Here is a 21,391-nt window from a genome sequence, read left to right as displayed (position 1 = left end):
AGCCTCGATGGCACGCCGCCGACGGTGGCGTGGAGGGATTTGTCGTCAGCGCGGGCAAATTCGATTCAGGTCAGTTCACGGTCCCGTGCGCATCATCGTCTAGGAGAAGCAATGCAGAACATCGTTGGGCTGGCGGCTTTGACGGCCACCGCCGCCTTGTTGGCCTGGTCTGGTTTCCGCACCTGGCGTGTCAAAAACCGCATCGTCAAATGGGGTGGCGCAGGTCTGTTGGCGCTGCTGTCCCTTGCGATGTTGTGCGCCAGCGGGCTCACGTCGCTCGGGATGATCAAGCAGCACAGCCGCTCGGCTCCCATCCCGGATATCAAGGTTGCAGCTACGCCGGAACTCATTGCGCGTGGCAAGGACATCGCCGACGGTCTTTGTGGCGCCTGCCATTCACACACGGGCACGCTCACCGGCGGCTACGATCTGGCCGTAGAACTGCAGGTTCCAATCGGGTCGTTCGTGGCCGCAAATCTTACTCCGGCCGGGCCATTGAAGCACTGGTCGGATGGCGAGATCTTCCGTGCCATTCGCAACGGCGTTGATGCCGAGGGCCGATGGCTGACAATGATGTCCTACGTCAGGGCCGGCCGACTGAGCGACGACGACATCAAGGCTGTGATCGCGTATATTCGTAGCGTAGCTGCGGCAGGAAACCCGACGCCGGATCCGCCCGATCACATGAATATGCTCGGCCTTGCCATGCTCGGTGCTGGCATGCTGCCAAGCGGCCAGCCGATCATCACCGGACATATCTCAGGGCCGTTGAAAGGGCCGACGTTTGAGTTTGGCGAGTACATCCTGGCGTATCAGGACTGCCGTGCCTGCCACGGCGAGAACCTGACCGGCGGCGTGCCCGGGCAGTTGGCGCCCCTCGGACCAGACCTGAATCTGGTCAAGGACTGGACGCTGGCCGGGTTCATTGCAGCCATGCGCACGGGCATCGATCCCAACGGTCACCAGATCAGCGAGCAAATGCCGTGGCGTTCCGTCGGAAAAATGGATGATGACGAACTGGCCGCGATCTATCAGTATCTGACGCATATGCCCAACTCGTAATGCCGGTGGTATTTGCGAGCATCAGCACAATGGAGCCGGCCGACAGAGTCGTCGGCGTGCGATCGCGCGGGCCGGCGCATTCATAAACGTCGTACTCGACCTGCGTCGCTGCATCGCGGCCGCGAGCGATTCTGCCCGTGCTACTGACGACGGACGAGGAACGGGTCGCGCGCCGTGGTAAGAAGGCCTTTTCCGGATGCTGATTTGATGATCGTCGCGAGATGTGCAGATAAAGAGGATCGCGCCGCGGCGGTATCCACGTATCTTCTCGAACCCTCGATAAGAGTTCCTGCAAGTGCTACTTATGGTCGGCGAGTCCTGTTAATCGCGCATAGCCGCCAACGATGTCAGCGAGCTCTGCGGATGTGATCACGTCCTCCAGGCAGTTAAAGCCTTCCGGCGCGCGCTCGGCCACCAGATCGAGCACGCGCTCGGGCCCGCCTCTGCGATTATTGCGCACGACCTCGGCAGTCTTGGGCAGTCTCTCGGCCTCATAGGCGCTGAGCGCCGCCTCAGGTGCGAGTTCGGATAAGAGGCTCGCCAGGCACTTCGCATCGAGAATGGCCTGGGCTGACCCGTTTGAGCCGGTGGGATACATGGGATGCGCCGCATCGCCCAGCAGTGTTACGCGCCCCTGAGTCCACCAGGGAAGCGGATCGCGATCGCACTCCGGGTACTCAAAAAACTGCGGCGTGGCCCGGATCAGCGCCTCGACATCGAGGAAGGGTATCCGCAGGCGCTTCGCGAACGGCAGCACCTCCTCGAGCTTGCCGGGGCGAGACCAGTTTTCACGCCGGGGCGGCGGCAATTCGCCGTTCGCCACCTTCCCGTTCATCACCCAGTTGGTCAGTTGCGTTCCCGCCGATCTGCCTTCGGCGATCGGATAGACGGTCAGCTTGGCCATCGAATCGGCGGCGATCAGCATGACATTGCCGCCCTCGAAAACAGGCCAATCCACGGCTCCTCGCCACAGCTGACTGCCTTGCCAGCGGATGCCGCCGTCCGCAGGATGCAGCAGGGCCCGCAGTACTGAGTGGATGCCATCAGCACCTACCAGCACATCGCCATGCTCCTCCACTTCGGTGCCGTCGGCCAGCGTGAAGCGTGCCATGACGCCGTCGCTATCCTGAGTGAAATCCTGCAAGCGGTGGCCTTTGCGCAAGCTGCCGGCTGGCAAACGCTCCTGCGCCGCTCCCCACAGAACGCGGTGCAACCTGCCACGATGGATTGAGAGCTGAGGCATATCGTGCCCGCCCCAGAGGCCACACTCACCAACCCATATCTGCTGTCCAAGGTGATTCACATATCGCAGTTCGCGCGTGCGGATGGCGATATCGTCGAGCTCGCCCAACAGGCCGAGCGACATGAGCACTCGGGCGCTGTGTGGCAGGACATTTATGCCCACGCCGAGCTCCCGGAGTTCCGTGGCGGCCTCGAAGACGGTGCAAGGAACGCCCAACTGGTGCAGCGACAATGCCAGTGTCAGCCCGCCGATTCCCCCTCCCGCAATAAGAACGCGGCGCTTACGCGGCACGCTGTTGGTCGGTGGCTCATGCTCCTTGTTCATCCGGGTCGTCTTTCGTCACGGAATTTGCCGAGCTGTTGCGGTTCGGCCGCTGGCAGCGTCCTCCCGGAAGCGACAAACTCGATTACGAGATTGACATCTGGCTTAGTCGCGGCCGGCCTCTACGATAGCCCTCGCTATCCGTTCCGGATGTGTGAAGCTTATTTCATGAGACCCCGGAATCTGGATGAGGCGGAAAAGTCCAAGCTTCTCCGAAAGTCGCGGATGCCAGGGATGACTATGCGAGGCCACTGTGTCCTCGGTGCAGTTGATATAGGATTTTCCAACTTTCATGTCAGCCGGATTGGTGGATAGACAGATCTTGTCCCTGAAGGTCTGCATTGGGTGCGGATTGAGCCTATTGTAGGCTTTTTGCGCTGTCTCAAGGTCACCGTCATTGATGAAAGTTTCACGAAAGAAGAGGAACGGCAATACGACCGAGCCGTCGTTCCGTTCTGCTGCGAGGGCCTCTATCGCCGCGACTTGATGTGGCGAAGTCATGTCTTGGATCGACTCTCCATCGTTGGGAACGTAGGCGTTCCAATAGACGAGGCGCCGGATCCGGCGCAGAATGCGATCGGCCACACCCGTAATGACCATTCCACCGTAGCTGTGCCCGACCAGTATTGCATCCTCACTGCCGGTCTCTTCCAGATATTCGACGATGGATTCTATCGCTTCTGACAGCCCGACCGTTTTCAAGTCACCACGTCGATTGCCCTTTATCGTAGGTGTATGGACGTCATGCCCCATGGCCCGAATTAGGGAGGCCACACCTTCGAGGTCGGCACCGGCGTGCCAGGCGCCGTGTACAAGCACGTAGTTGGCCATGCACTCTACCTTTGTTCAATATTGCTATTTGTTTCTGCCACACGCCGTCGGGCGTGAAGTCGCGATTGGGCAGATCCAGAGTGAAACGATTGCGGACCTGGGGCGAATACGCAGAGGATATCGCCACAACGTCCTGCACCGGTGACTGTGGATCGGAGTCAGCCGGTGCTAACGATCAGAGGTAGGGGGCAGTCCGATCGGGAACAGTACCAAGATCGGCAACTCTCAATGTACCATCGCGAGACTTGGCGTTGACGTTCAGTTGCCGTGCAAGCGCGCCAATTCCAGTAACCGATGACAGTCCGCCGGCAGCCGCCGTTCATCGAGGTTGGTCACGCCGAGCAGCAATCCCTGCTGTCGGGAAGGCTGCATGTACCAGGGTGACAGCGGTGCCGGCGCCAGGCCGAACTGTAGCGCGCGCGAAGCGATGGCCACGTCTGCCGCAAACTCGGGAAGCAAGAGAACCACTGCCAGACCGGCGGTTGCTTGCACCTTGATCGCGTCGGGCGCCATCTCTCCCAGGTAACGGAGCAGGGTCTCCCGTCGGGCGGCGTAGAGCCGCTTCATGCGGCGCAGATGGCGAAGATAGTGCCCGTCCCGCAGGAATTCCGCGACGGCGCGCTGCACGGCCGCAGCCGGCGCCGGCGCCAAACAAGCAGCGAGCTCACCGAACCGACGACCGAGTTCCGGCGGAACGACCACAAATCCAAGGCGCAGGCCCGGGCTGATCGTTTTGCTGAAACTGCCGATGTGCAGCACCCGGCCTCCATGATCCAGAGATGCAAGGGCCGGGGCCGCGCGTCCTTTCAGCTGCAGCTCGCTCAGGTAGTCGTCCTCGATGATCCAGGCGTCGTTCTGTCGAGCCCAGGCGATCAGTGCAAGCCGGCGCGGCAGCGACATCGTCATCCCAAGCGGCGCCTGCTGGCCTGGTGTTACAACGGCCAACGCCGCTCCTCCGGCGGTCTTGACCCCAGCGGCAACATCAAGTCCTTCTGCATCGACCCGAACAGCTGTCACGCCAATGCCGGCGAGACCAAGGGCGGTGCGAGTGAGCGGAAAGCCTGGATCCTCGATCCAAGCTCCCATCCTTTCAAGCTGAAGACCGCGAATCGCCAAACCGAGTGCGCCGGAGAATCCGGCTGTTATAAGCACCTGAGAGGGGCTGCACCGAATGCCGCGGGCCAGCCCCAAGTACGCCGCGACCTCCCTTCGCAGCTCCGGATCGCCGCGCGGATCCGGATACGTCACCGGCGCTGCCGCAGCCAGCCGGGTCTGACGCGTCAGGATGCGCGACCATAGCTTGAACGGGAAGGCGTCCTGAGAGGGCACGCCCATCTGAAATGCCCGCGGCGCGCTGCCGAACTCGTAGAAGAGGTCGGGTAGAGGCGGCGCTTCCGGCGACCAGTCGGGCACTGAGGATCGGGACGGCCGCTCGGCGACGCGAGTGCCTGCCGGCCCGAGACCGACCGCGAATTGCTCCGTGATGAGACGTTCGTAGGCCAAGCGCACCGTGCCGCGGGAGACGCCGAGCTGAGCGGCCAGATCGCGCCAAGAGGGCAACCGCGCGCCGGAGGCGAGCCGCCCGTTCTCGATGCCCTCCCGGATCGCGCAATAGATCTGCGCAGCCAGTGGGGTCCGTCTGGCACGATCAAGGTGGATGGGGAGGACGGCCATCGCGCGATGGTACAGTCAAAATTGGCAATCTTGGTACTGTTTTATGATCAGGGCGAACCGATCTGTTCGTCATGACCAACGGTCTGAGCGGCTCCGATGCAACTCAATCTTTTGTGGCAGGGCTGTCCAAAGCAGAAGCCCTTTTTAGCCGAGGCTTGATGCCTTTAAGGAGAACGCGGTGAATCAAACCATGGATTGGTGCAATTTCGAGAACTCACTCAAGACCGAGGCGCGCTTTTTCAACCGGACGGCAGCAAATCATCTCACATCGATCTTCCATGGTATAAGCGAGCTGCAAACGCGCGACGGCCGTCCGCTCGTGGTGGATGCGGGTCCGGGAACAGATCTTCATACCCTCTATCGTGCTCGGGTCTTTCAGTCTGACGAGAGACTCGAAGCTGCCCTCGCCAGGCCGGACCTCTACCTCGGCGCGCCGCCAGCACCCTTTGCGGCGGCAGGTCGCGTGAATGCGCGCGGCATCTCGGTTTTCTACGGTGCAAACAATCGGAGAGCGGCTATTGCTGAAGTGCGCCCACCTCTTGGTAGTCAGATCGCGGTGGCCCAATTCGAGATCATCAGAAAGCTGCGACTGCTCCATTTGACCGCCCTGTCTGACGTTCGCGTCACTGAAAGCCTATCTGATTTCGGATTAGCTGGGAGGATAGAGGGCGCCGTGTTCCTGCGGTTGCTGAGTGGGCGTATCATGCGGCCGGTGATGCCCGATGATGATCCGTTTGAATGCCTCGCAACGCAGGCCATAGCCGATTTTCTGGCGACGGAGGCTTCGGTCCCGATCGACGGCATCATTTCTCCATCGTTGGAGTCAGGGGGAGCCGATGCTTACGTCGCCCTTTTTCACAAGGCTGCCCGTGTCGAGGCCCTGAACGTTCCGGAGGGAACAGAGATTAGCGCCAGTACGGGGTATTGGGCAGAGGATGGGTGGGTGGAAGATTACGAGGTAGTTGAGAAAATTGCACCGTTAGACAAGGACGTTCATGAGAATGAGCAAGAGCCGGAAAGCTTGGACTTCACTGCAATTGCGAAAGCAATGCCTCTTGACCCGCGGGATGTCGATTGGCGCGAAGCCAGCCTTCGCATCGTCCCCCAAAACATAGAAGTGCATCGCGTCAAGCGCGCCGAATTCGCGACGGACGGATTCACGGTGAAACGGCACCGTCGGGAAAAACGAGCCGGCATCGATCGTTAGGCGAGTCCGCGCAAGCGCACCAAGTGCATGGAAAAGGCAGCAATCCCACAATGGTACAGTCCGAATCGGCAATCTTGGTCCTGTTCTTAGACAAGGCGCAACGCATCTATTCGCCAGCACCAGTGACCGGAGCGATGCCGATGATGCATCAGGTTCGGGGGAGTCGGTCACTGCCGGCAGCGCAGATCGCAGACACGGAGACAGGAATTCGACAATGGCCGATATTATTTCTGGCATCAAGATCCCCGACAGCAGGATCGCGCGCGAAGCCGCCGAACTCGTACGGCAACATGAGAACGAAATGTTATTCAACCACTCGGTTCGCGTGTTTGTATTCGGTGGGATGAAGGGAATCCGCCAAAACCTAAAGTTCGACTCTGAACTGCTGTACGTCGCCGCGCTGTTTCATGACTTGGGTCTTGTCGATGCTTATCACACCCAGGAAAGGCGGTTTGAAGTCGACGGCGCCGATGCGGCGCGCGAATTTCTCCGGAGCCATGGCATCCCCGAACCGAAAGCGGATCTGGTGTGGGAGGCGATCGCCCTCCATACGACGCCCGGCATCCCCCAATACATGCGACCAGAAATCGCTCTTACCAATGCTGGCGTCCTCATGGACGTCGTCGGGAGAGGATATGACGAGTACACGCCAGAGCAACGCGACCAAGTGATCGCCGCCTTTCCTCGGAGTGATTTCAAGAGAAAGTTTATTGAAGTTCAGACTTGCTCGGCCTTGAAGAAGCCTCAGACGACGTTCGGCACGGTCAACGTGGAATATATTGAACATCATGATCCTACATTCCGTAAGCCTAACGTATGCGCCCGTATTCATGACGCTCCCTGGAACAGTTGAGCCACTTAAGACTTCATGTGCTTCAACTCTCGGTAAATGGCGCCGGTACAGCGTCAAATCCTCGCGCCGCATATCGATGGATGAAAAGGCTGCTGGCGCCTGAGAGGCGATCGTCCCGGCGCTCCGAAGACCACCGGCTTGGCAGAGGCGATCGTCGGGGCTTGGTTAGGCTTCAGACCCGCTCGGGCATAAAGAAGCGCGTCAGAGAAGGTGTGGACGTCCAATGTCGAATATATCGAGCGTAGCAAACCCACCTTCGGCCGCCAAACGTTTGCACGCGTATTCACAACTGCTTGGCCTCGCAGAGCCGTTGTGGGCGTTCATCGCCGTCGAATTTCGACTAGCCGCGCTTCCTTCAGCAGAATGACCCGTCTCATCTGGCTCAGCCTCGGGGCGTTCGCGATCGGCACGGAGGGTTTCATGATCGCCGGCCTCTTGCCCGCCATGGCGCGAGACCTGAATGTCGGCCTGCCCGCGGCAGGCCACCTGGTTACCGCCTTCTCCCTCGCTTATGCGAGCGGCGCTCCCGTCATGGCAGTGCTGACCGCGAGGCTAGAGCGTCGCAGCGTGCTCGCCGTGGCAATGGCTGGATTCAGCCTCGCCAATCTGCTCGCGGCCTTGGCACCGGGGTATGCCGGCGTGCTGGCGGCCCGCCTGCTGCTGGCCCTGTCTGCGTCCAGCTTCATGCCAGCGGCCAGCGGATATGCCGCTGCAGTGGGCGGCCCGGAGCGGCGCGGCCGCGCTCTGTCTATGGTCACCAACGGGCTAACGTTGGCAATCGTCGCCGGCGTTCCACTTGGGGTGCTGCTCGGTCAGAGCTTCGGCTGGCGCGCCACTTTTCTCGGCGTGGCGGGGCTGGCGGCGCTCTCACTGATTGGAATCCTCGCTTGGCTGCCGCGCCAAGCGCCCACCACCACCGCTAGCCTGGGTGAACGCCTGGTGCTTGCGAAGCGCTCTGACATGCTGGCGGTCTTGGCAACTAGTGTGCTGACGGTGGCTGGCACCTTCACCATGTACACATATCTGGGCGCCTTCCTGGCCGACGTCGCCGGGGTCGGACCACAGAGGCTGGCGCTGGTACTACTCGGCTTCGGCATTGCTAGTGCGGCTGGCGCTCGGCTTGGCGGCACCATGGCGGACAACTGGGGTGCGGGCGATACCGTGATGATTGGTTGCTGTCTTACTCTTCTCGCATACCTTGTCTTCTCGCTGAGCGCTGCGCTCAGGCCGGCGCAGGTCATGCTGGCCCTCGTACCGGCCATCCTGCTTTGGGGGCTCGCCAGCTGGGGCTTGATGACGGCGCAGCAGGCGCGACTGGTCTCGCTCGCTCCAGCTCTGGCCGCCGTCAGCCTTTCACTGAACTCATCGGCCATCTATCTCGGCAGCGCCGCGGGCGCGGCAGTCGGCGCCCTGGTGATCGCCGATGGTGGCGTGGCGCGACTCGGCTGGGTAGCCGCGGGATTCAGCGTTGCCGCGCTGCTGCCACTGGCGGCCAGCAGCCGCACTGCGTCAGAGCGGTTTGATGAATGGTGAAGGCGATAGATGTGGCAACACTCACGTAGCTCCAAACGTTCACCCGCCGTGATGCTTACCACCTCGAAAAGTGTTGATCTAACTGGAAGAGCGGATTGAGAGATGCCAAGTGGCGTGAAGGTCTCGATAATACCGGAGGAGATCGGGCTTCCGTACGAAGTGCATCTGGTTGACTTCAATAAGGGCGACCAGCACACGCCGGAATTCCTTTCATTGAACCCGAATGACAGGATCCCTGCGATCCCGGACCTCAACGGTCGAGATGATGAGCCGCTGCCCTTGCTCGCATCCGGAGGAATTCTGCAACATCTTGCAGAGAAGACTGGCAAGCTTTTGCCGAATAGCGCAGCTCGCCATTACCCGACGATCCAGTTGGTGAATTTCCAGATGAGAGGGATCGGACCGATGTTCAGCCAGCTTGCCTTCTTTAACAAATTCGCGGGCCGTACTTACGAGGACAAGCGCCCACTTCAGCGACATGTCAACGAATCAAGGCGCCTGCTAGGCGTCAGGGAAACGCATCTCGCCGGACGACGGTGGATCATGGACGATGAATATACCGTTGCCGACACTTCTATGCCTGGGTGGGTACGCAACTTGACCGGCTTTTACGAGGCTCGCGAACTCGTCGAATACGACAGCCTTCAAGAAGAAGTACCAGCTTGGCTGGACCCCGGCCTAGCGCGGCCCGCAGTGCAGCGGCATTGAGCATCCCGCCGACGCCATGAGATGCGAAGGTGCACTGTTAGGACCATGCACCGCGTCGCAAGACGCTGCTGAAACCCGCGTTCCTGGCGAAATTCAAGGCTCTGAAATTGTCACGCCGATGGCCAAGCTGCCCGGTCAGGAAACGCTTATCACCGAATATCTTGCCTATCGGCTCGCGCAAGCAAATCGGGACATCAACCGGCAGCTTAAAGCGCGCTTTGCCACCGAAGGAGTGGGGGTCGAGCGATGGCGGATTCTGAAGGTACTGTCGGACGGAAACGGACGCTCTATGGGCGATCTCGCTGAATTGGTACTGCTCAATCATCCAACGCTGACAAAAATCATCGGCGGCATGGTGTCGGATGCCCTGGTTTATCGGGCCTGGGATCCTAAGGATCGTCGAAAGGTGCTGATGTTCTGTTCCGACCGCGGCAGGATCCTGTGCCACCGGCTCGACCTGCTGGCAATGAGCCAGGAAGCGCACATCGTGCGGAGTTGCGGCAGCAGGTCAGTAAGCGAGCTTAAGCGATTACTAAAGAGTCTGATCGACAGCGCGATCTGAGCGATCCACCGAACTGGTACGGAGCCGGTAATGCCGCAGCCTGCGGGATTCGGCTCTTGCGCTGTTGGAGTCAAAGAATTGTACTGCCGTAGGTCTAGCTGTCAGTGATTCAGTTGCAGATTTCGAGCGACCGGCTCAGACTCATTTGTTAGGAGGAACGAACGTTTCAGCCGTATATGGAGTACGCCCCAAACAGTTTGCGCGCAGCACGCGACTGGAGAAGGTTGTGGCTGCGACGAGACGTGGACCAGAATAGGCTGTGATGCGTACGGCTGTGGATTTTCCGGAGCAGGCGCATAACCAGCTTCAACGCAGTTCTTGGCATCCCGCCCCGAGCAGGCGCTGTTATTAGCGTCACTGGAGCAATTTTGCGGAGCGTAACTCTTTAAACGTTGGTCCAGTGTGGCACGATTACCCGGTGTGGTGAGCCGTCCCGCGTGAGATGATCGAGCGCTGCGAAGGAGATCGCGGTGGCCCTCGCGTCGTCGTCGATCGTGACGTTGCACTGCCGTCCAAAGCGCCTTGGGTAGCCGTGGAGAAGCCCTCCGCAACGCGTTCTCCCGCGTAAATGCGCGCCGACACATCGCTGTGAAAGACGCCGCAGAGATCTCTCGCGAACATGTTCGTTTTCCAGACAACAAACATGTACCAAAACCTGATGACGCGCGGCTTGATCATAGCGAGCAGCGCAACCGCCAGGCGTCACTCTCGCCATTCTACTCATTCAAAGGCGGCTCCAACTCACGCACGGCGCGGTTGCCATCCGAGTAGGCCCCACACGTGCAGAGGCACAACCGTCAACTGACCACAGCAATATTCAGGAGGTTCACATGGTCACGAGGACCCCGTCGCCAAACGCAGGAGAGGCATCCGGTGCGGCTGCGGTCCAGCCTGACATTCCCTCATCGATCCCGGAACTGGACATCGATCCGTTCTCACTCGATTTTTTCGCCGATCCGCACCCGGCCCATGAGGTGCTTCGCGAAGCCGGTCCGGTGGTCCAGCTCCGTCGCTGGGATGTTTACGCCGTGGCTCGCTACGCCGAGGTCCATGCTGTTCTCAATGACCCCGCGACGTTCTGTTCCAGTCGAGGCATCGGTTTGAGCGACTTCGCCAAGGAGAAGCCCTGGCGTCCCGCGAGCCTGATCCTCGAGGCCGACCCACCGGCACATACGCGTGCCCGTGCCGTGCTGAGCCGCGTGTTGTCGCCAGCCGCGATGAAACAGATTCGCGACGGCTTCGCGGCGGCCGCGGAAGCCAAGGCCGACGCGCTTCTCGCCAAACGCAGCTTCGATGCGATCACCGAGCTAGCTGAGGCCTACCCGCTTTCAGTGTTCCCCGATGCGCTGGGCCTCAAGCCAGAGGGGCGCGAGCATTTGCTGCCTTATGCCGGCGTTGTCTTCAATGCATTCGGGCCGCCCAACGAGCTGCGGCAAACCGCGATCGAACGCTCCGCTCCACACCAGGCCTATGTGCAGGAGCAATGCCAGCGCGAGAACCTGACGCCCGGCGGCTTCGGAGCCCGCATCTATGCACGTGCCGATGCCGGCGAGATCACGGCAGCCGAAGCGCCGCTCCTGGTGCGCGCGCTGCTGAGCGCAGGGCTCGACACCACCATCAATGGCCTTGGTGCCGCGATTTACTGCTTGGCGCGCTTTCCCGATCAGTGGGCGCGGCTTCGCAGCGACCCGAGTCTGGCTCGCAACGCGTTCGAGGAGGCCATCAGGTTCGAGAGCCCCGTCCAGACGTTCTTCCGGACCGCTACGCGCGATGTCGATATCAGCGGTCATCGCATCAGAGAAGGTAAAAAAGTTCTGATGTTCCTTGGCGCGGCCAATCGCGACCCGCGCCGTTGGGAACTGCCCGACCAGTACGACGTAACGCGCCGGACCAGCGGTCATGTCGGCTTTGGCTCCGGCATCCACATGTGCGTCGGGCAACTCGTGGCGCGGCTCGAAGGCGAGATGATGCTCTCGGCGCTGGCGCGGAAGGCTGCATCGATCGAGATCAGTGAGCCAGTTAAGCGTCTCTACAATAACACCCTGCGGGGTCTCGACAGTCTTCCCGTCACCCTCAAACCAGCCTGAGCCAGGACCACCATGCCGACTATCAATTTCATTCACCCCGACGGACGCCCTGACGCTGTCGATGCGCATGCCGGAGAAAGTGCCATGCAGGCTGCGGCCCGTCACGGCATCGCCGAGATCGCGGCCGAGTGCGGCGGCAACGCCATGTGTGCCACTTGCCATGTCTATGTCGATGACGGCTGGATCAACCGCCTGACGAAAATGACCGAAGACGAAGATGCTCTCCTTGATGGCGCCGCCGCAGAGCGACAGCCGACTAGCCGGCTGTCGTGCCAGATCGCCATTGTATCGGAGCTCGATGGCCTCGTTCTTCGCCTGCCGGTAGGCGGCGGCAGGCGAGGCGATGATGAGACGGCGGGACCGGGACCAGCGGCAGCTCTCTTACGAGTTTTAGCCTGGACGAGATGATCCCCTGATCACCTGTTGCGGCGGATCTTGATCTCGCGCAGGATGTCTTCTGCCGACACCGAGCTGTCCTCGACCTTGATGTTCTTGAACATCAGGTCAGCAAAGCCGAGCTTCTTAGCGAGCATATACATGTCGTGGTCGGTTTTGGATACGAAGACCGGCTCGACGATCTTCTCGCCCCATTGTAGCGAGCGATTGAAGGCGGTGCGCGAGCCGTCCATCTCGAAGCTCGTGCAGGCCGGCAGAAGATAGGTGCCGTTCTTGCGCTCGGAGATCACCGACCACGCCGTCGGATAGGGGTCGCACACCACCAGCAGCTCGAGCTTCTCGATGCCGCGTACCGCGTCCGGCATCCGGGTGATGGTGTTGACGCCATGCCCCATGACGAACATCGCCTGCACCGGATTGGGCTGGCTGATCTGGTCCTTCGGCAGCAAGGTCGCATCGAACCAGCGCGTGCTCGGAATGCCCGGCGTTTCCATGAGCTGCTTGGTCGGGAAGCGCGACTTCATCCAGTCGTAATCGACCTCCCAGACCCGGCACCAATGCCGCCAGGCCTCCCGGCGAGGCCGTAATAGAGCGGCAACGTCGTCACATCGAGGCCGAGATCGGTTGCGCCCTGCACGTTGGTGTGGCCGCGGAAGATATTGGCGCCGGCGCCGGGCCGGCCGACATTGCCGGTGGCAAGCAGCAACAGGCAACTGGCGCGCACATTGGCGGTGCCGGTGGTGAACTGGGTCTGCCCCATCGCCCAGATCAGCGTCGCCGGCTTCTGCTTGGCGAACAGTTCGGCGATACGCTTGACCTGCGCCTCCGGCAGGCCGGTGACACGCTCGACCTCCTTCGGATTCCACTTCGCCGCCCGCTTGCGGATCTCGTTAACGCCGTAGACGAGCTGGCTGAAGCATTCCTTGTCCTCCCAGCCATTTTCGAAAATGTGCCACAGCATGCCGTAGATCGTGGCGATGTGAGTGCCCCGGGCGTAGCCGAACGCGGATTGGAGATTACCTCGTCAGCCCACCGGAGATAGACCGCTCGCGGCTCAGCGGGTCATCAAATGCGCTTGTGACCCAGCAGCACCATCAAGGGCGAAGCCTCACAAACGCGTTGAACCGGATGCGCAGAGCCAGATCAGCGGGAACAGCGGCATCTAGATTGAGCGCCATGAGCGAATCGTCATGGCCGGGGCTCCGCCATCCAGTCCGCTGCCACGTCAACATAGGCCTAGATCATCGTGATCGGCCACAGCACGAACCGATCAGCGTGATCAGCCGGCGACACCCACGCCGAGGCCCAGGAGTGTCCTCGTGCCTCGCCACGTGACCGGCCTCAAGCCCATCAACCTGATCACTGGCCCGATCACCAAAACAAGCATGTTCAAAGGAACGTGATGCTCCGCGAGTCGGAGCTTCACCACTTACAGTTTCCCCGCGCCGAGAAAATGGCGGACGCCTCCCAGATCAGAAGCAGGCTGCCGGCCGACCTCGAGCAAAGCGCGGGCGCTGTCGGTCATGATGAGCCAGCCGCCGGCCAACAACATGACGTCCTTTATCACCAGCCGACCACGGCGCCCGAGAGCCAAGGGAAGCCATGTGGCGTATCGCCGAGCGCCGAGACCCGGACCTCAGGGCGTCGTGATCAGGAACGACAACGTCACGAACGGCGTGAGGAAGGCCAATATCGCTCCCAACATTCCGTATCGACGCGAAAAAAGCCCGACCAATGTTAACAAGCCAATTATGATCTCAACTGAGCCCAATCCGTTCGAGAATCGGTAGGTATTGTTTTCGGTCTGCCAGGCTCTATCAGCCGGCTTCAACTCTCCTTCCCGCCGATCATGACGTTTTCCTCATCCATTACATCGAGCATGATCAGGTTGCGGCACCCGGCCTGTGTCGTATTTCAACAGCCTGAATGTTCTTTTCAAATCACACGGCTTGCTGCGCGTACCGAAAAAAGGAGGATATCGGGTGCAGCTTCCATGGTTGTGACCCGCGGCATTCGGCATCTCGAACGCTGCTTGCATACGCCGCTTTCACAAGCAGGCCCTGTGGCTTGCAGCTGAGGCGAAATACACAGGGCTCTGGCGACCGCAACTGTGGTCCGCCAGAGCCCTGCTTCACTGTCGGCGCCGGCCGCGATGCATTCCGACATAGGCGGTTATTCCGGCACGACCAGAGCCTTGGTCTTGCGCAGCCTATTCATCACTTGTGGATCGAGGTTTAGATGCGCCTGCACCAGTTCCGGCGGCGTCGCTGCCATCCACGTGTCTAGAGAAAAGTCGACAAAGCGGTCGCTCTTGAACGTTTCGAGGAATCGCAGCGTGTTCGACCCCGTGTTCTCGAGGTAGTGGCCCATCGCCACCGGCACGTAGCCGACATCGCCGGCCTGCAGATCGAACGTTCGGGCCTGCCCCTGGCCGGCAAACACGCCCATGCGCGTCTGCCCCTCGATGACGTAAAGCCACTCATCGCCATTGGGGTGCCAGTGCGCCTCGCGCAATCCGCCCGGCTCAACTTCGACCAGCGCCGCGGCGATCGTGGTGCTGATCGGGAACAGACGGGAATCGGTGATCCGCACCGATCCGCTTCTGGTCTTGATCGGCACCTGCTCCATCATCCTCCACGTGTAGCTCGTCTCCGCCGCCTGCGCGCCCGGTATGACTTCCGAGCCGAGCGGCCCCGGTATCGGCGCGTTGAAAATATAGCGTTCGCTTTCCTCAGGGGTATGGCCGAACAGCGCGGCAGGCACGCCGAAATTTTTACCCAGCACGTCGGGCGGCACGCGCCTGAACCAGTCGTTGAGCAGGAAAGTGTTGTCCTCGTCGAAGTCGCCGTCGTCGAAGACGAGAAGGAATTCACAGCCGTCGGGACCAAGGCCCTGGATCGAGTGCGGGGTCCCGCCCGGGAAGAACCAGAGGTCGCCGACGCCAACGTCGTCGACGAAATAGCGCCCCTCAGAATCGACGGCCGTCACGCGCGCCTTGCCATACAGCATGTAGGCCCATTCCGATGCCTTGTGCCAATGCAGCTCGCGTACCCCACCGGCGTTCAGGCGCATGTTCACGCCGGCGATGGACTTCGCAACGCCGAGCTCGCGCTGCGTGACCTGGCGGGTCCAGCCGCCAGGCTCGAGCCGCACATGCGCATCGGAAAACGAGAAGCGCAGGTTCGGCAACGTGCCATGATCGGTCGATGGCGGGACCAACAGATCCGGGTTCTGCTGATCCCGCATCAGATTGCGCGGGCCGGGATCGGTGCCGCCGCGACCAGGCCGCTGTGGCTGTGGAGTAGCGGCGCCTCCGGTTTGCGCATGCGCGAGACCCGCAGTCGTAAGAAGACCACCGGCGGCTGTTGCCGCCAATAGATGCCGACGGGAAATGGAATCCATGCTTGGTTCTCCTATGATTCGAGACTGCTGCTGCGCACGACGCGGTGCTTGACTTCTCCGTGCGTCGTCCGACGGAAGCGGTTAACGCTATCAATGCGGTAGGCGATCCAACCGCGAAAGAGGAATTGGGAGTACCCTGCTTTCTCCGCAAGCTTTAGCCAGCGTCGATATTTCTCGTTAGCACGATTTCCAGCAGTTTCCGGCAGGCGCACTAACATTGGCACTGGCAGCCTCGATACCAATGAACTGAAGTTTCGCGGCCGATTGACCGCTCACGCCGACGCTCTCCCGCGATCAACCCGCGGATGCTGAAGCGGTCAGTAACTGGCTGCTCCGCGCGCCGAACAATTAACTTTCGGCGAGACCGTGTAGCGTGCTTCGTTCAGCGCCAAGCTGTTCTGCCTTCGTCCTTGGCCCGACTGCCGAAGTCCTGCAACATGAATGCAACCTCAAAGGGCTGCGCATAGAACCGTTGCAGAAGCCACGATCGTTTCGGCCAAGAAGTCAGCGCCCAAGTCGAAAAGCTGATAGAGCGCGCCAAGGCGCAACCAACGGCGTTAACTGCCCCGGGCACGCCGCCGCTCAGGTTCTCGCCGTGGCACTTACGGCACTCCTATACGTCAGGATGTACTCGCCAAACTGACGGGTCGCCCTTTCATCATGCGCACGAAAAAGCGAACTGAGCAGAATGGAATCTGCCGACGGTTCACGCGGACAACACATCTCGCGACGCGGCCGTAGGTAGCTGCCATCTCAGATAGGCGACCGCGCGGCCGGCGTCGTGGGTCTAACGCACCCTTGCGGGCATTACGCCACGCACTAGGTTGGCGTCGTTCCCTGTAGGTGAACGCTAGGTGCGTGACCGAACCGTTGGCGGAACGCACGGGCGAAATTGTTGTAATCGCGATACCCGCAAGCGTAGGCTATCTCGCTCAGACTCTGGCCCGACTTCATCGATGCCCGACGATTAATACTGCGCGCAGCTTGATCCAGGCGCACTGATTGAATGAAGCCGCTGCAGCTACAACCGCGGTTCGTGAACAGTTTTTGGAGGTAACGTAGCGAAATACCGACCTCGGCCGCAATCTCAGATGGACCGAAATCCGGGTCGGCAAAGCGATCTTTCACGACAAAGCAGATGCGCCTGAACAATCGATCCGAATGAAGCGACCTCGGTGCTGGATCTTCCGGCGCTAATAGTGCTCCGAGCAGATCAAAAATCGCCAATTGCATATAGTTGCCAGCCGACGTAGGCGTAGATTTCTCTTCGTTGACGGCGTCCAGAACGAGTTGGAACAGCAGGCGTGATGCAGGCGTTCCAGAGTAGCCAGTAAGGCCGCCGCGCGGCTCGAATCCAACGCCACGAATCAGACGCTGGCGAGGCAACTGCAGAGTGATCCACTGTTCGTGGCCATCATTAAGATACGTCACTGGGCGCGCACAATTTACGAACGCGACATCTCCCACCGCCAGTGCTACGGGCTGATCATCTTGAATGATCGTTGATCGTCCAGCGATCTGAAATACGGCAAAGCAGTGATCAAGGCCGTCAACGCGAATATCCCTTTGTGTCCGTTCGCAACGGCATTTATTGTTCCTAATCTCCGACGCATTAAGTCCGAAGATGTCCCGGGGGCGAACCCTGCCGGCAAAGGTTTCAGGATTGTCTATCGTGTGCAGCCCACAAATCGGGCGCAATAGATCCCTCCACTGTTCGTAATTCAACTCGGGCGTCTGCAGAAGGTCAGCACTGCGCATCAGAAGGTCAGCAGTCGGCATTGTCACCGAGATCCCTTAAGGCCGTGGTTTGAAGCTCCTAGAAGAGGGCTCCGATCCGACTCTTCAACGGCACGCGCAATCAAATGTTGGAGAAGCGCGCGATCGTGACAGCCGGGGTCATCGAGCAGTGATGGGCTGAACAGCGCTGAGATGATCGGGTCGCCAGCTTAAAGATGAAGGCGCCAGTCCCAGGTAAATGAAGCCACGCCGAGAGGCCGATCGGCACCGCAAGCAGAAACGCGAACCCTGGCTAGAGGGTTGTGAGGCGCCGGCAATAGGTTAGTTGTTAGCGCGTATTATTCGTTGATCTCCCGGCAGACCCGACAAAATGCTCCGCATCCAACATTCCTATTACGTCCGGTTCTCACCTGGTACTATGTTTGGTTCTGGGATAACTTGATGATCCCTTCAGATTCCTTTACCGGCCTGCTCTTCGTCACCCTGTTCTTCCACAAACCCGTCGATAGCGGATCACCGCGGCTTACGCGGTCTTGTCCGCGGCGACCTTCACCTCGACGAGATCGACGGAGGATCACGCTCTCGCCCTGCTTGCCCCCCGAGACCGGGCCGCAGCGATCTTGCGCAGGCGAGCGACACCATTCTGGACCGGCGCCATGCATGCCGCTGGCATACTCCAGTCATCGTCGAATTCGTCACGCGACGCCAGTGCGTGACGCGAGGTACGAAAGGGCGCGTTAGACCCACGACGCGGCCCCGCTCGGCGGCCTATGGCTTACGATGGCAAGCTGGATCGAGAGAGCCTTGCCAAAATCAAGATGCTAATCGAGATGGCTTCGTGCCAGATCCGGAGTTCGATCCAGCAAAACTGTTCAGGAAAGAAGAGATGCGAATCGCAAAAGCGTTCATCTTCGGAACCGCACTAAATCAGTCCCCACCACCACAGCCGTAATCACGAATGGCCGAGGAGAACAACAGAGGCTTTTCGAATCGTCCACGCGTCTTGGCTTGGGTATGGCACTAGAAAAAGGGATGTATGTCATGGTTTTTAACGATGCGTCGCTGCCGCCGGTATCGCCGGAAGATGCCGCGCCCCTGCTGGCCACGGTCGCGGGTTCGGTTCTACTGCCGGGCGAGGCGGGATACGACGACGAACGCGCCGTCTGGAATCTGAATCATGAGCTGGTGCCTGCGGTGATCGTGGTGCCGGAGAGCGCGCGCGATGTCCAGGCCGCCGTTACTTTCGCGGCGGGGCAGCACCGGCCGGTCCTGGTGAAGACCACCGGCCACCAGATTGTCGGCCAGGCGCACGGCGCCGTGGTGATCGCGACCCATCGAATGAACGATATAACGATCGACGTGGCCGGCCGCACGGCCCGGGTCGGCGCCGGAGTCCTGTGGTCGGAGGTCATCGCGAAGGCGGCCAAGGCCGGGCTGGCCCCGCTGAACGGGTCGAACCCCACCGTGGGAGTCTCCGGTTACACGCTCGGCGGTGGCCTCAGCCCGACCCTCGGCCGCTCCCACGGCTACGCCGCCGACCACGTGCGCTCGCTTGACGTGGTCACCGCGGATGGCGAACTGCGGCATGTCAACGCGGAATCCGAACCCGACCTGTTCTGGGCGCTGCGCGGCGGCAAAGGCAACTTCGGAGTGGTCACCGCCCTGGAATTCGACCTGTTCCCGGTATCCCGCCTCTACGGCGGCGGCATCTACTTCCCCGGCGAGCGCACGGCCGACGTGTTGCGAGCCTGGACCGACTGGCACCCGAGCACCCCGGAGACCATGGTCACGTCGATCGCCGTGATGCGGATGCCATCGGTGCCCGGAGTGCCCGAGCCTGTACGCGGGAAGTTTCTGGTGTCGGTGCGGATCGCCTACAACGGCACGACCGCGGACGGCGAGCGGATGATAGCGCCGCTGCGGGCGGTAGCTCCGGCAGTCCTGGACACGGTGCGGGACATGCCCTACACCGAGGTCGCGTCGATCCACAGCGAGCCGACTGACCCGCTGCCCTACTACGAACGGGGCATCATGCTACGAGAGTTCCCCGCGCAGGCGCAGGACAAACTGATCGAACTGGTCGGCCCGGACGCCGAGACCGCCCTGGTCATCGCCGAGCTTCGTGCCCTGGGCGGGGCGTGGGACCGGGAGCCGGCGGTACCCAACGCCGTAGCTACAAGGGGCCTCCCGTACAGCCTGCTCGGCGTCTCGGCGGGTCCGCTGTCGCAGGAGCAGCAACTCAAGAGGTCGGTCGCCGAGCTGCTCGACGGCATGAAGCCCTGGCAGGGCGACCGGCGTTTCGTGAACAACCTCGCGCCGGATGAGGCGGCCGACGGCGTGGAGATTTACGGGCCGGAGCGCTACGAGCGCTTAGCGTCTATCAAGAAGACCTACGACCCGGCCAACATGTTCCGGCTCAACCACAATGTGATACCGGCCACCTGATTGGACAAAGCCGCCCGGCATCGCGGTGAGCTGGCGATCTTGGCTGCTACTGAATAGGCGGTCCCACGACTCTCAATTCGGTGGGCTCGATTTAATTCCGCGCGCCCGCCCAATTCTTGCTCGTGCTGTATTGAATCAATATAGAGAGAAGGCAGAGCGACTCGCTGGAGTTACAGGCGGGCGATTTTCTTTTCAGGCGGACACCGAGGGCGCGCTCGAAGGCGCGGGCGATGATCAAGACGGTCATCCTGACGACGAACGAGGAGCGCGAAGCATGCTGAAATACCTACAGCGACCGTGCGTCAGCGTTCGATTCTGCAATCCCGATTCTTTTCGAAAGATGGTTGCGGGAGATTTCTTCATGCTCCCGCAAGAGCTTACCAAGCAGCGAACGCACCATCTCATCTCAGAGGTCCTCCCGCAGGCCCTTAAAGAAGGGGTGCCGCACCTTGCCCTCGGCTGACTTGGCACGGTACTCGATCTCGGCGAGCAGCTTCGGCTCGACCCATAACTTCTCCCGTCACATCCAGATCATCGCTGCAAAGATCCTCGAGCGCGACGTCAACATCGTGATGGTACTGCCGAAGCAGTTCGTCCATTAAGTGCGCGCGCCGCGGGAAGCTTACGGAGTATTATCGCCGCGCGTCCGACCGTCGCCGCCTCTGCATATTGGTCAATGGCCACGATGATCGCCTGAACGTGCTGATAGCACCACCCTTCGAGCGTCGCTAAGCGACAGGCCTCGTTCAGAGCTTTGAAAAATGGCGTCAGGTTCTCGCCATCGCTGAAATATTTCACCATTTTCGGCCTCCAAGCACTTTACCTGCGGTCGCTCCTGGTAATTCTCTCTTGAGCCTATCGCGCTCGGTGCAAAGACCTTCGATCTTCGCAAGCATTCTTTGGAGGAGCAGTTCAGCTGAGGCGGTGGAGATCCCCGCCCGTTGAAGCTTCAGAATGTCTTTCCGTTGACGTCCAACCTGGACGCGCATGTATTCGATTTCCCCGCGGACGAACTCGAGATCCGGCATAGAGGCTCCCTTGTGTAGAGCCCCTAAAGAGAACAAAATAGGAACGAAGTTTCAAGTTACAAGTTGGGACCGGTGCAAGATTTTGAGAGGTTCACTATAGCCGACAACACCCAAAAGGACCCGGATGAGCGACTATCTGGATTGTCAAGTTGCATTGGCGTATTGGGCTCGCGCATCGCGAGCTTTTGCATTGAGTCTGACGAGGAGCTTGCGCGCCAAGGCAATGCGAATGACCATTTTCTCTTTGCCGGCCCTGAGCAGCCTGTCACGGAACTCTCCGAGGCTTTTGTCGTATCGGGCGG

General features: G+C 60.6%; 14 protein-coding genes and 5 pseudogenes. 9 read left to right on the top strand and 10 right to left on the bottom strand.

Translation table 11 applies throughout. From position 1 onward, the window contains the following. The first annotated feature begins 111 nt into the window (after nt 1-111). On the top strand, nt 112-1,062 hold the full coding sequence (locus I6F35_RS12975) for a c-type cytochrome (RefSeq protein WP_225118060.1): 951 nt from the start codon (nt 112-114) through the stop codon (nt 1,060-1,062). A gap of 298 nt (nt 1,063-1,360) precedes the next feature. On the opposite strand, the gene I6F35_RS12970 is transcribed toward I6F35_RS12975, so the two are convergent. From I6F35_RS12970 to I6F35_RS12960, 3 genes are all read right to left on the bottom strand, one after another. Continuing rightward, on the bottom strand, nt 1,361-2,629 hold the full coding sequence (locus tag I6F35_RS12970) for a flavin-dependent oxidoreductase (protein WP_225118059.1): 1,269 nt from the start codon (nt 2,627-2,629) through the stop codon (nt 1,361-1,363). Between the two features lie 102 nt (nt 2,630-2,731). Continuing rightward, the gene (locus I6F35_RS12965; RefSeq protein WP_225118058.1) at nt 2,732-3,457 is read right to left on the bottom strand and encodes an alpha/beta hydrolase; all 726 of its coding nucleotides are present in this window, start codon (nt 3,455-3,457) and stop codon (nt 2,732-2,734) included. 258 nt (nt 3,458-3,715) lie between these two features. After that, a complete protein-coding gene (locus I6F35_RS12960; protein WP_225118057.1) occupies nt 3,716-5,131 on the bottom strand; it encodes a PLP-dependent aminotransferase family protein in 1,416 nt (471 codons plus the stop codon). A gap of 178 nt (nt 5,132-5,309) precedes the next feature. On the opposite strand from I6F35_RS12960, the gene I6F35_RS12955 reads away from it, so the two are divergent. The 7 genes and pseudogenes from I6F35_RS12955 to I6F35_RS12925 form a co-directional block, all read left to right on the top strand. Next, complete coding sequence (locus I6F35_RS12955; RefSeq protein WP_225118056.1) at nt 5,310-6,338, top strand: RES family NAD+ phosphorylase; 1,029 nt, start codon at nt 5,310-5,312, stop codon at nt 6,336-6,338. Nucleotides 6,339-6,552: 214 nt separating this feature from the next. Next, on the top strand, nt 6,553-7,191 hold the full coding sequence (locus tag I6F35_RS12950; RefSeq protein WP_225118055.1) for an HD domain-containing protein: 639 nt from the start codon (nt 6,553-6,555) through the stop codon (nt 7,189-7,191). A 363-nt stretch (nt 7,192-7,554) separates the two neighbouring features. After that, on the top strand, nt 7,555-8,724 hold the full coding sequence (locus I6F35_RS12945; protein ID WP_225118054.1) for an MFS transporter: 1,170 nt from the start codon (nt 7,555-7,557) through the stop codon (nt 8,722-8,724). Nucleotides 8,725-8,826: 102 nt separating this feature from the next. Beyond that, nucleotides 8,827-9,432, top strand: coding sequence for a glutathione S-transferase (locus I6F35_RS12940; protein WP_225118053.1), 606 nt, complete (start codon nt 8,827-8,829; stop codon nt 9,430-9,432). 118 nt (nt 9,433-9,550) lie between these two features. Continuing rightward, entirely contained in the window at nt 9,551-9,994 is a 444-nt protein-coding gene (locus I6F35_RS12935; RefSeq protein WP_225118052.1) for a MarR family transcriptional regulator, read from the top strand. 974 nt (nt 9,995-10,968) lie between these two features. Beyond that, a complete protein-coding gene (locus I6F35_RS12930) occupies nt 10,969-12,081 on the top strand; it encodes a cytochrome P450 (protein WP_225118051.1) in 1,113 nt (370 codons plus the stop codon). Between the two features lie 12 nt (nt 12,082-12,093). Beyond that, nucleotides 12,094-12,402: pseudogene (locus I6F35_RS12925) on the top strand (2Fe-2S iron-sulfur cluster-binding protein); the annotation flags it as partial. Between the two features lie 119 nt (nt 12,403-12,521). On the opposite strand, the pseudogene I6F35_RS12920 reads toward I6F35_RS12925, so the two are convergent. From I6F35_RS12920 to I6F35_RS12905, 4 genes and pseudogenes are all read right to left on the bottom strand, one after another. Next, nucleotides 12,522-13,465, bottom strand: a pseudogene (locus I6F35_RS12920) (molybdopterin-dependent oxidoreductase); the annotation flags it as partial. Between the two features lie 648 nt (nt 13,466-14,113). After that, nucleotides 14,114-14,314 (bottom strand): annotated as a pseudogene (locus I6F35_RS40155) (DUF417 family protein); the annotation flags it as partial. A gap of 335 nt (nt 14,315-14,649) precedes the next feature. Further along, a complete protein-coding gene (locus I6F35_RS12910) occupies nt 14,650-15,879 on the bottom strand; it encodes a cupin domain-containing protein (RefSeq protein ID WP_225118050.1) in 1,230 nt (409 codons plus the stop codon). 819 nt (nt 15,880-16,698) lie between these two features. Next, on the bottom strand, nt 16,699-17,658 hold the full coding sequence (locus tag I6F35_RS12905) for a helix-turn-helix domain-containing protein (protein WP_225118049.1): 960 nt from the start codon (nt 17,656-17,658) through the stop codon (nt 16,699-16,701). Nucleotides 17,659-18,657: 999 nt separating this feature from the next. Between I6F35_RS12905 and I6F35_RS12900 the strand changes: the two genes are divergently transcribed. Next, on the top strand, nt 18,658-20,061 hold the full coding sequence (locus I6F35_RS12900; RefSeq protein WP_225118048.1) for an FAD-binding oxidoreductase: 1,404 nt from the start codon (nt 18,658-18,660) through the stop codon (nt 20,059-20,061). Nucleotides 20,062-20,467: 406 nt separating this feature from the next. Here I6F35_RS12900 and I6F35_RS12895 read toward each other — a convergent pair. The 3 genes and pseudogenes from I6F35_RS12895 to I6F35_RS12885 form a co-directional block, all read right to left on the bottom strand. Beyond that, nucleotides 20,468-20,578: pseudogene (locus I6F35_RS12895) on the bottom strand (DNA ligase); the annotation flags it as partial. Between the two features lie 277 nt (nt 20,579-20,855). Then, on the bottom strand, nt 20,856-21,089 hold the full coding sequence (locus I6F35_RS12890) for a hypothetical protein (RefSeq protein ID WP_225118047.1): 234 nt from the start codon (nt 21,087-21,089) through the stop codon (nt 20,856-20,858). Between the two features lie 144 nt (nt 21,090-21,233). Next, nucleotides 21,234-21,391: pseudogene (locus tag I6F35_RS12885) on the bottom strand (IS110 family transposase); the annotation flags it as partial.

The sequence above is a fragment of the Bradyrhizobium sp. BRP22 genome, from assembly GCF_020194175.1.
GTDB lineage: Bacteria > Pseudomonadota > Alphaproteobacteria > Rhizobiales > Xanthobacteraceae > Bradyrhizobium.
Note: the sequence above shows the minus strand (reverse complement) of the source record. Positions and strands in the feature narration are given on the sequence as shown.

Excerpts from the sequence above, each read along its gene's own strand:
- I6F35_RS12965 (WP_225118058.1), bottom strand. The coding sequence starts at position 3,457 with ATGGCCAACTACGTGCTTGTACACGGCGCCTGGCACGCCGGTGCCGAC.
- I6F35_RS12890 (WP_225118047.1), bottom strand. The coding sequence starts at position 21,089 with ATGCCGGATCTCGAGTTCGTCCGCGGGGAAATCGAATACATGCGCGTC.
- I6F35_RS12935 (WP_225118052.1), top strand. The coding sequence starts at position 9,551 with ATGGCCAAGCTGCCCGGTCAGGAAACGCTTATCACCGAATATCTTGCC.
- I6F35_RS12950 (WP_225118055.1), top strand. The coding sequence starts at position 6,553 with ATGGCCGATATTATTTCTGGCATCAAGATCCCCGACAGCAGGATCGCG.
- I6F35_RS12900 (WP_225118048.1), top strand. The coding sequence starts at position 18,658 with ATGGTTTTTAACGATGCGTCGCTGCCGCCGGTATCGCCGGAAGATGCC.
- I6F35_RS12940 (WP_225118053.1), top strand. The coding sequence starts at position 8,827 with ATGCCAAGTGGCGTGAAGGTCTCGATAATACCGGAGGAGATCGGGCTT.
- I6F35_RS12905 (WP_225118049.1), bottom strand. The coding sequence starts at position 17,658 with ATGCCGACTGCTGACCTTCTGATGCGCAGTGCTGACCTTCTGCAGACG.
- I6F35_RS12970 (WP_225118059.1), bottom strand. The coding sequence starts at position 2,629 with ATGAACAAGGAGCATGAGCCACCGACCAACAGCGTGCCGCGTAAGCGC.
- I6F35_RS12975 (WP_225118060.1), top strand. The coding sequence starts at position 112 with ATGCAGAACATCGTTGGGCTGGCGGCTTTGACGGCCACCGCCGCCTTG.
- I6F35_RS12910 (WP_225118050.1), bottom strand. The coding sequence starts at position 15,879 with ATGGATTCCATTTCCCGTCGGCATCTATTGGCGGCAACAGCCGCCGGT.
- I6F35_RS12960 (WP_225118057.1), bottom strand. The coding sequence starts at position 5,131 with ATGGCCGTCCTCCCCATCCACCTTGATCGTGCCAGACGGACCCCACTG.
- I6F35_RS12945 (WP_225118054.1), top strand. The coding sequence starts at position 7,555 with ATGACCCGTCTCATCTGGCTCAGCCTCGGGGCGTTCGCGATCGGCACG.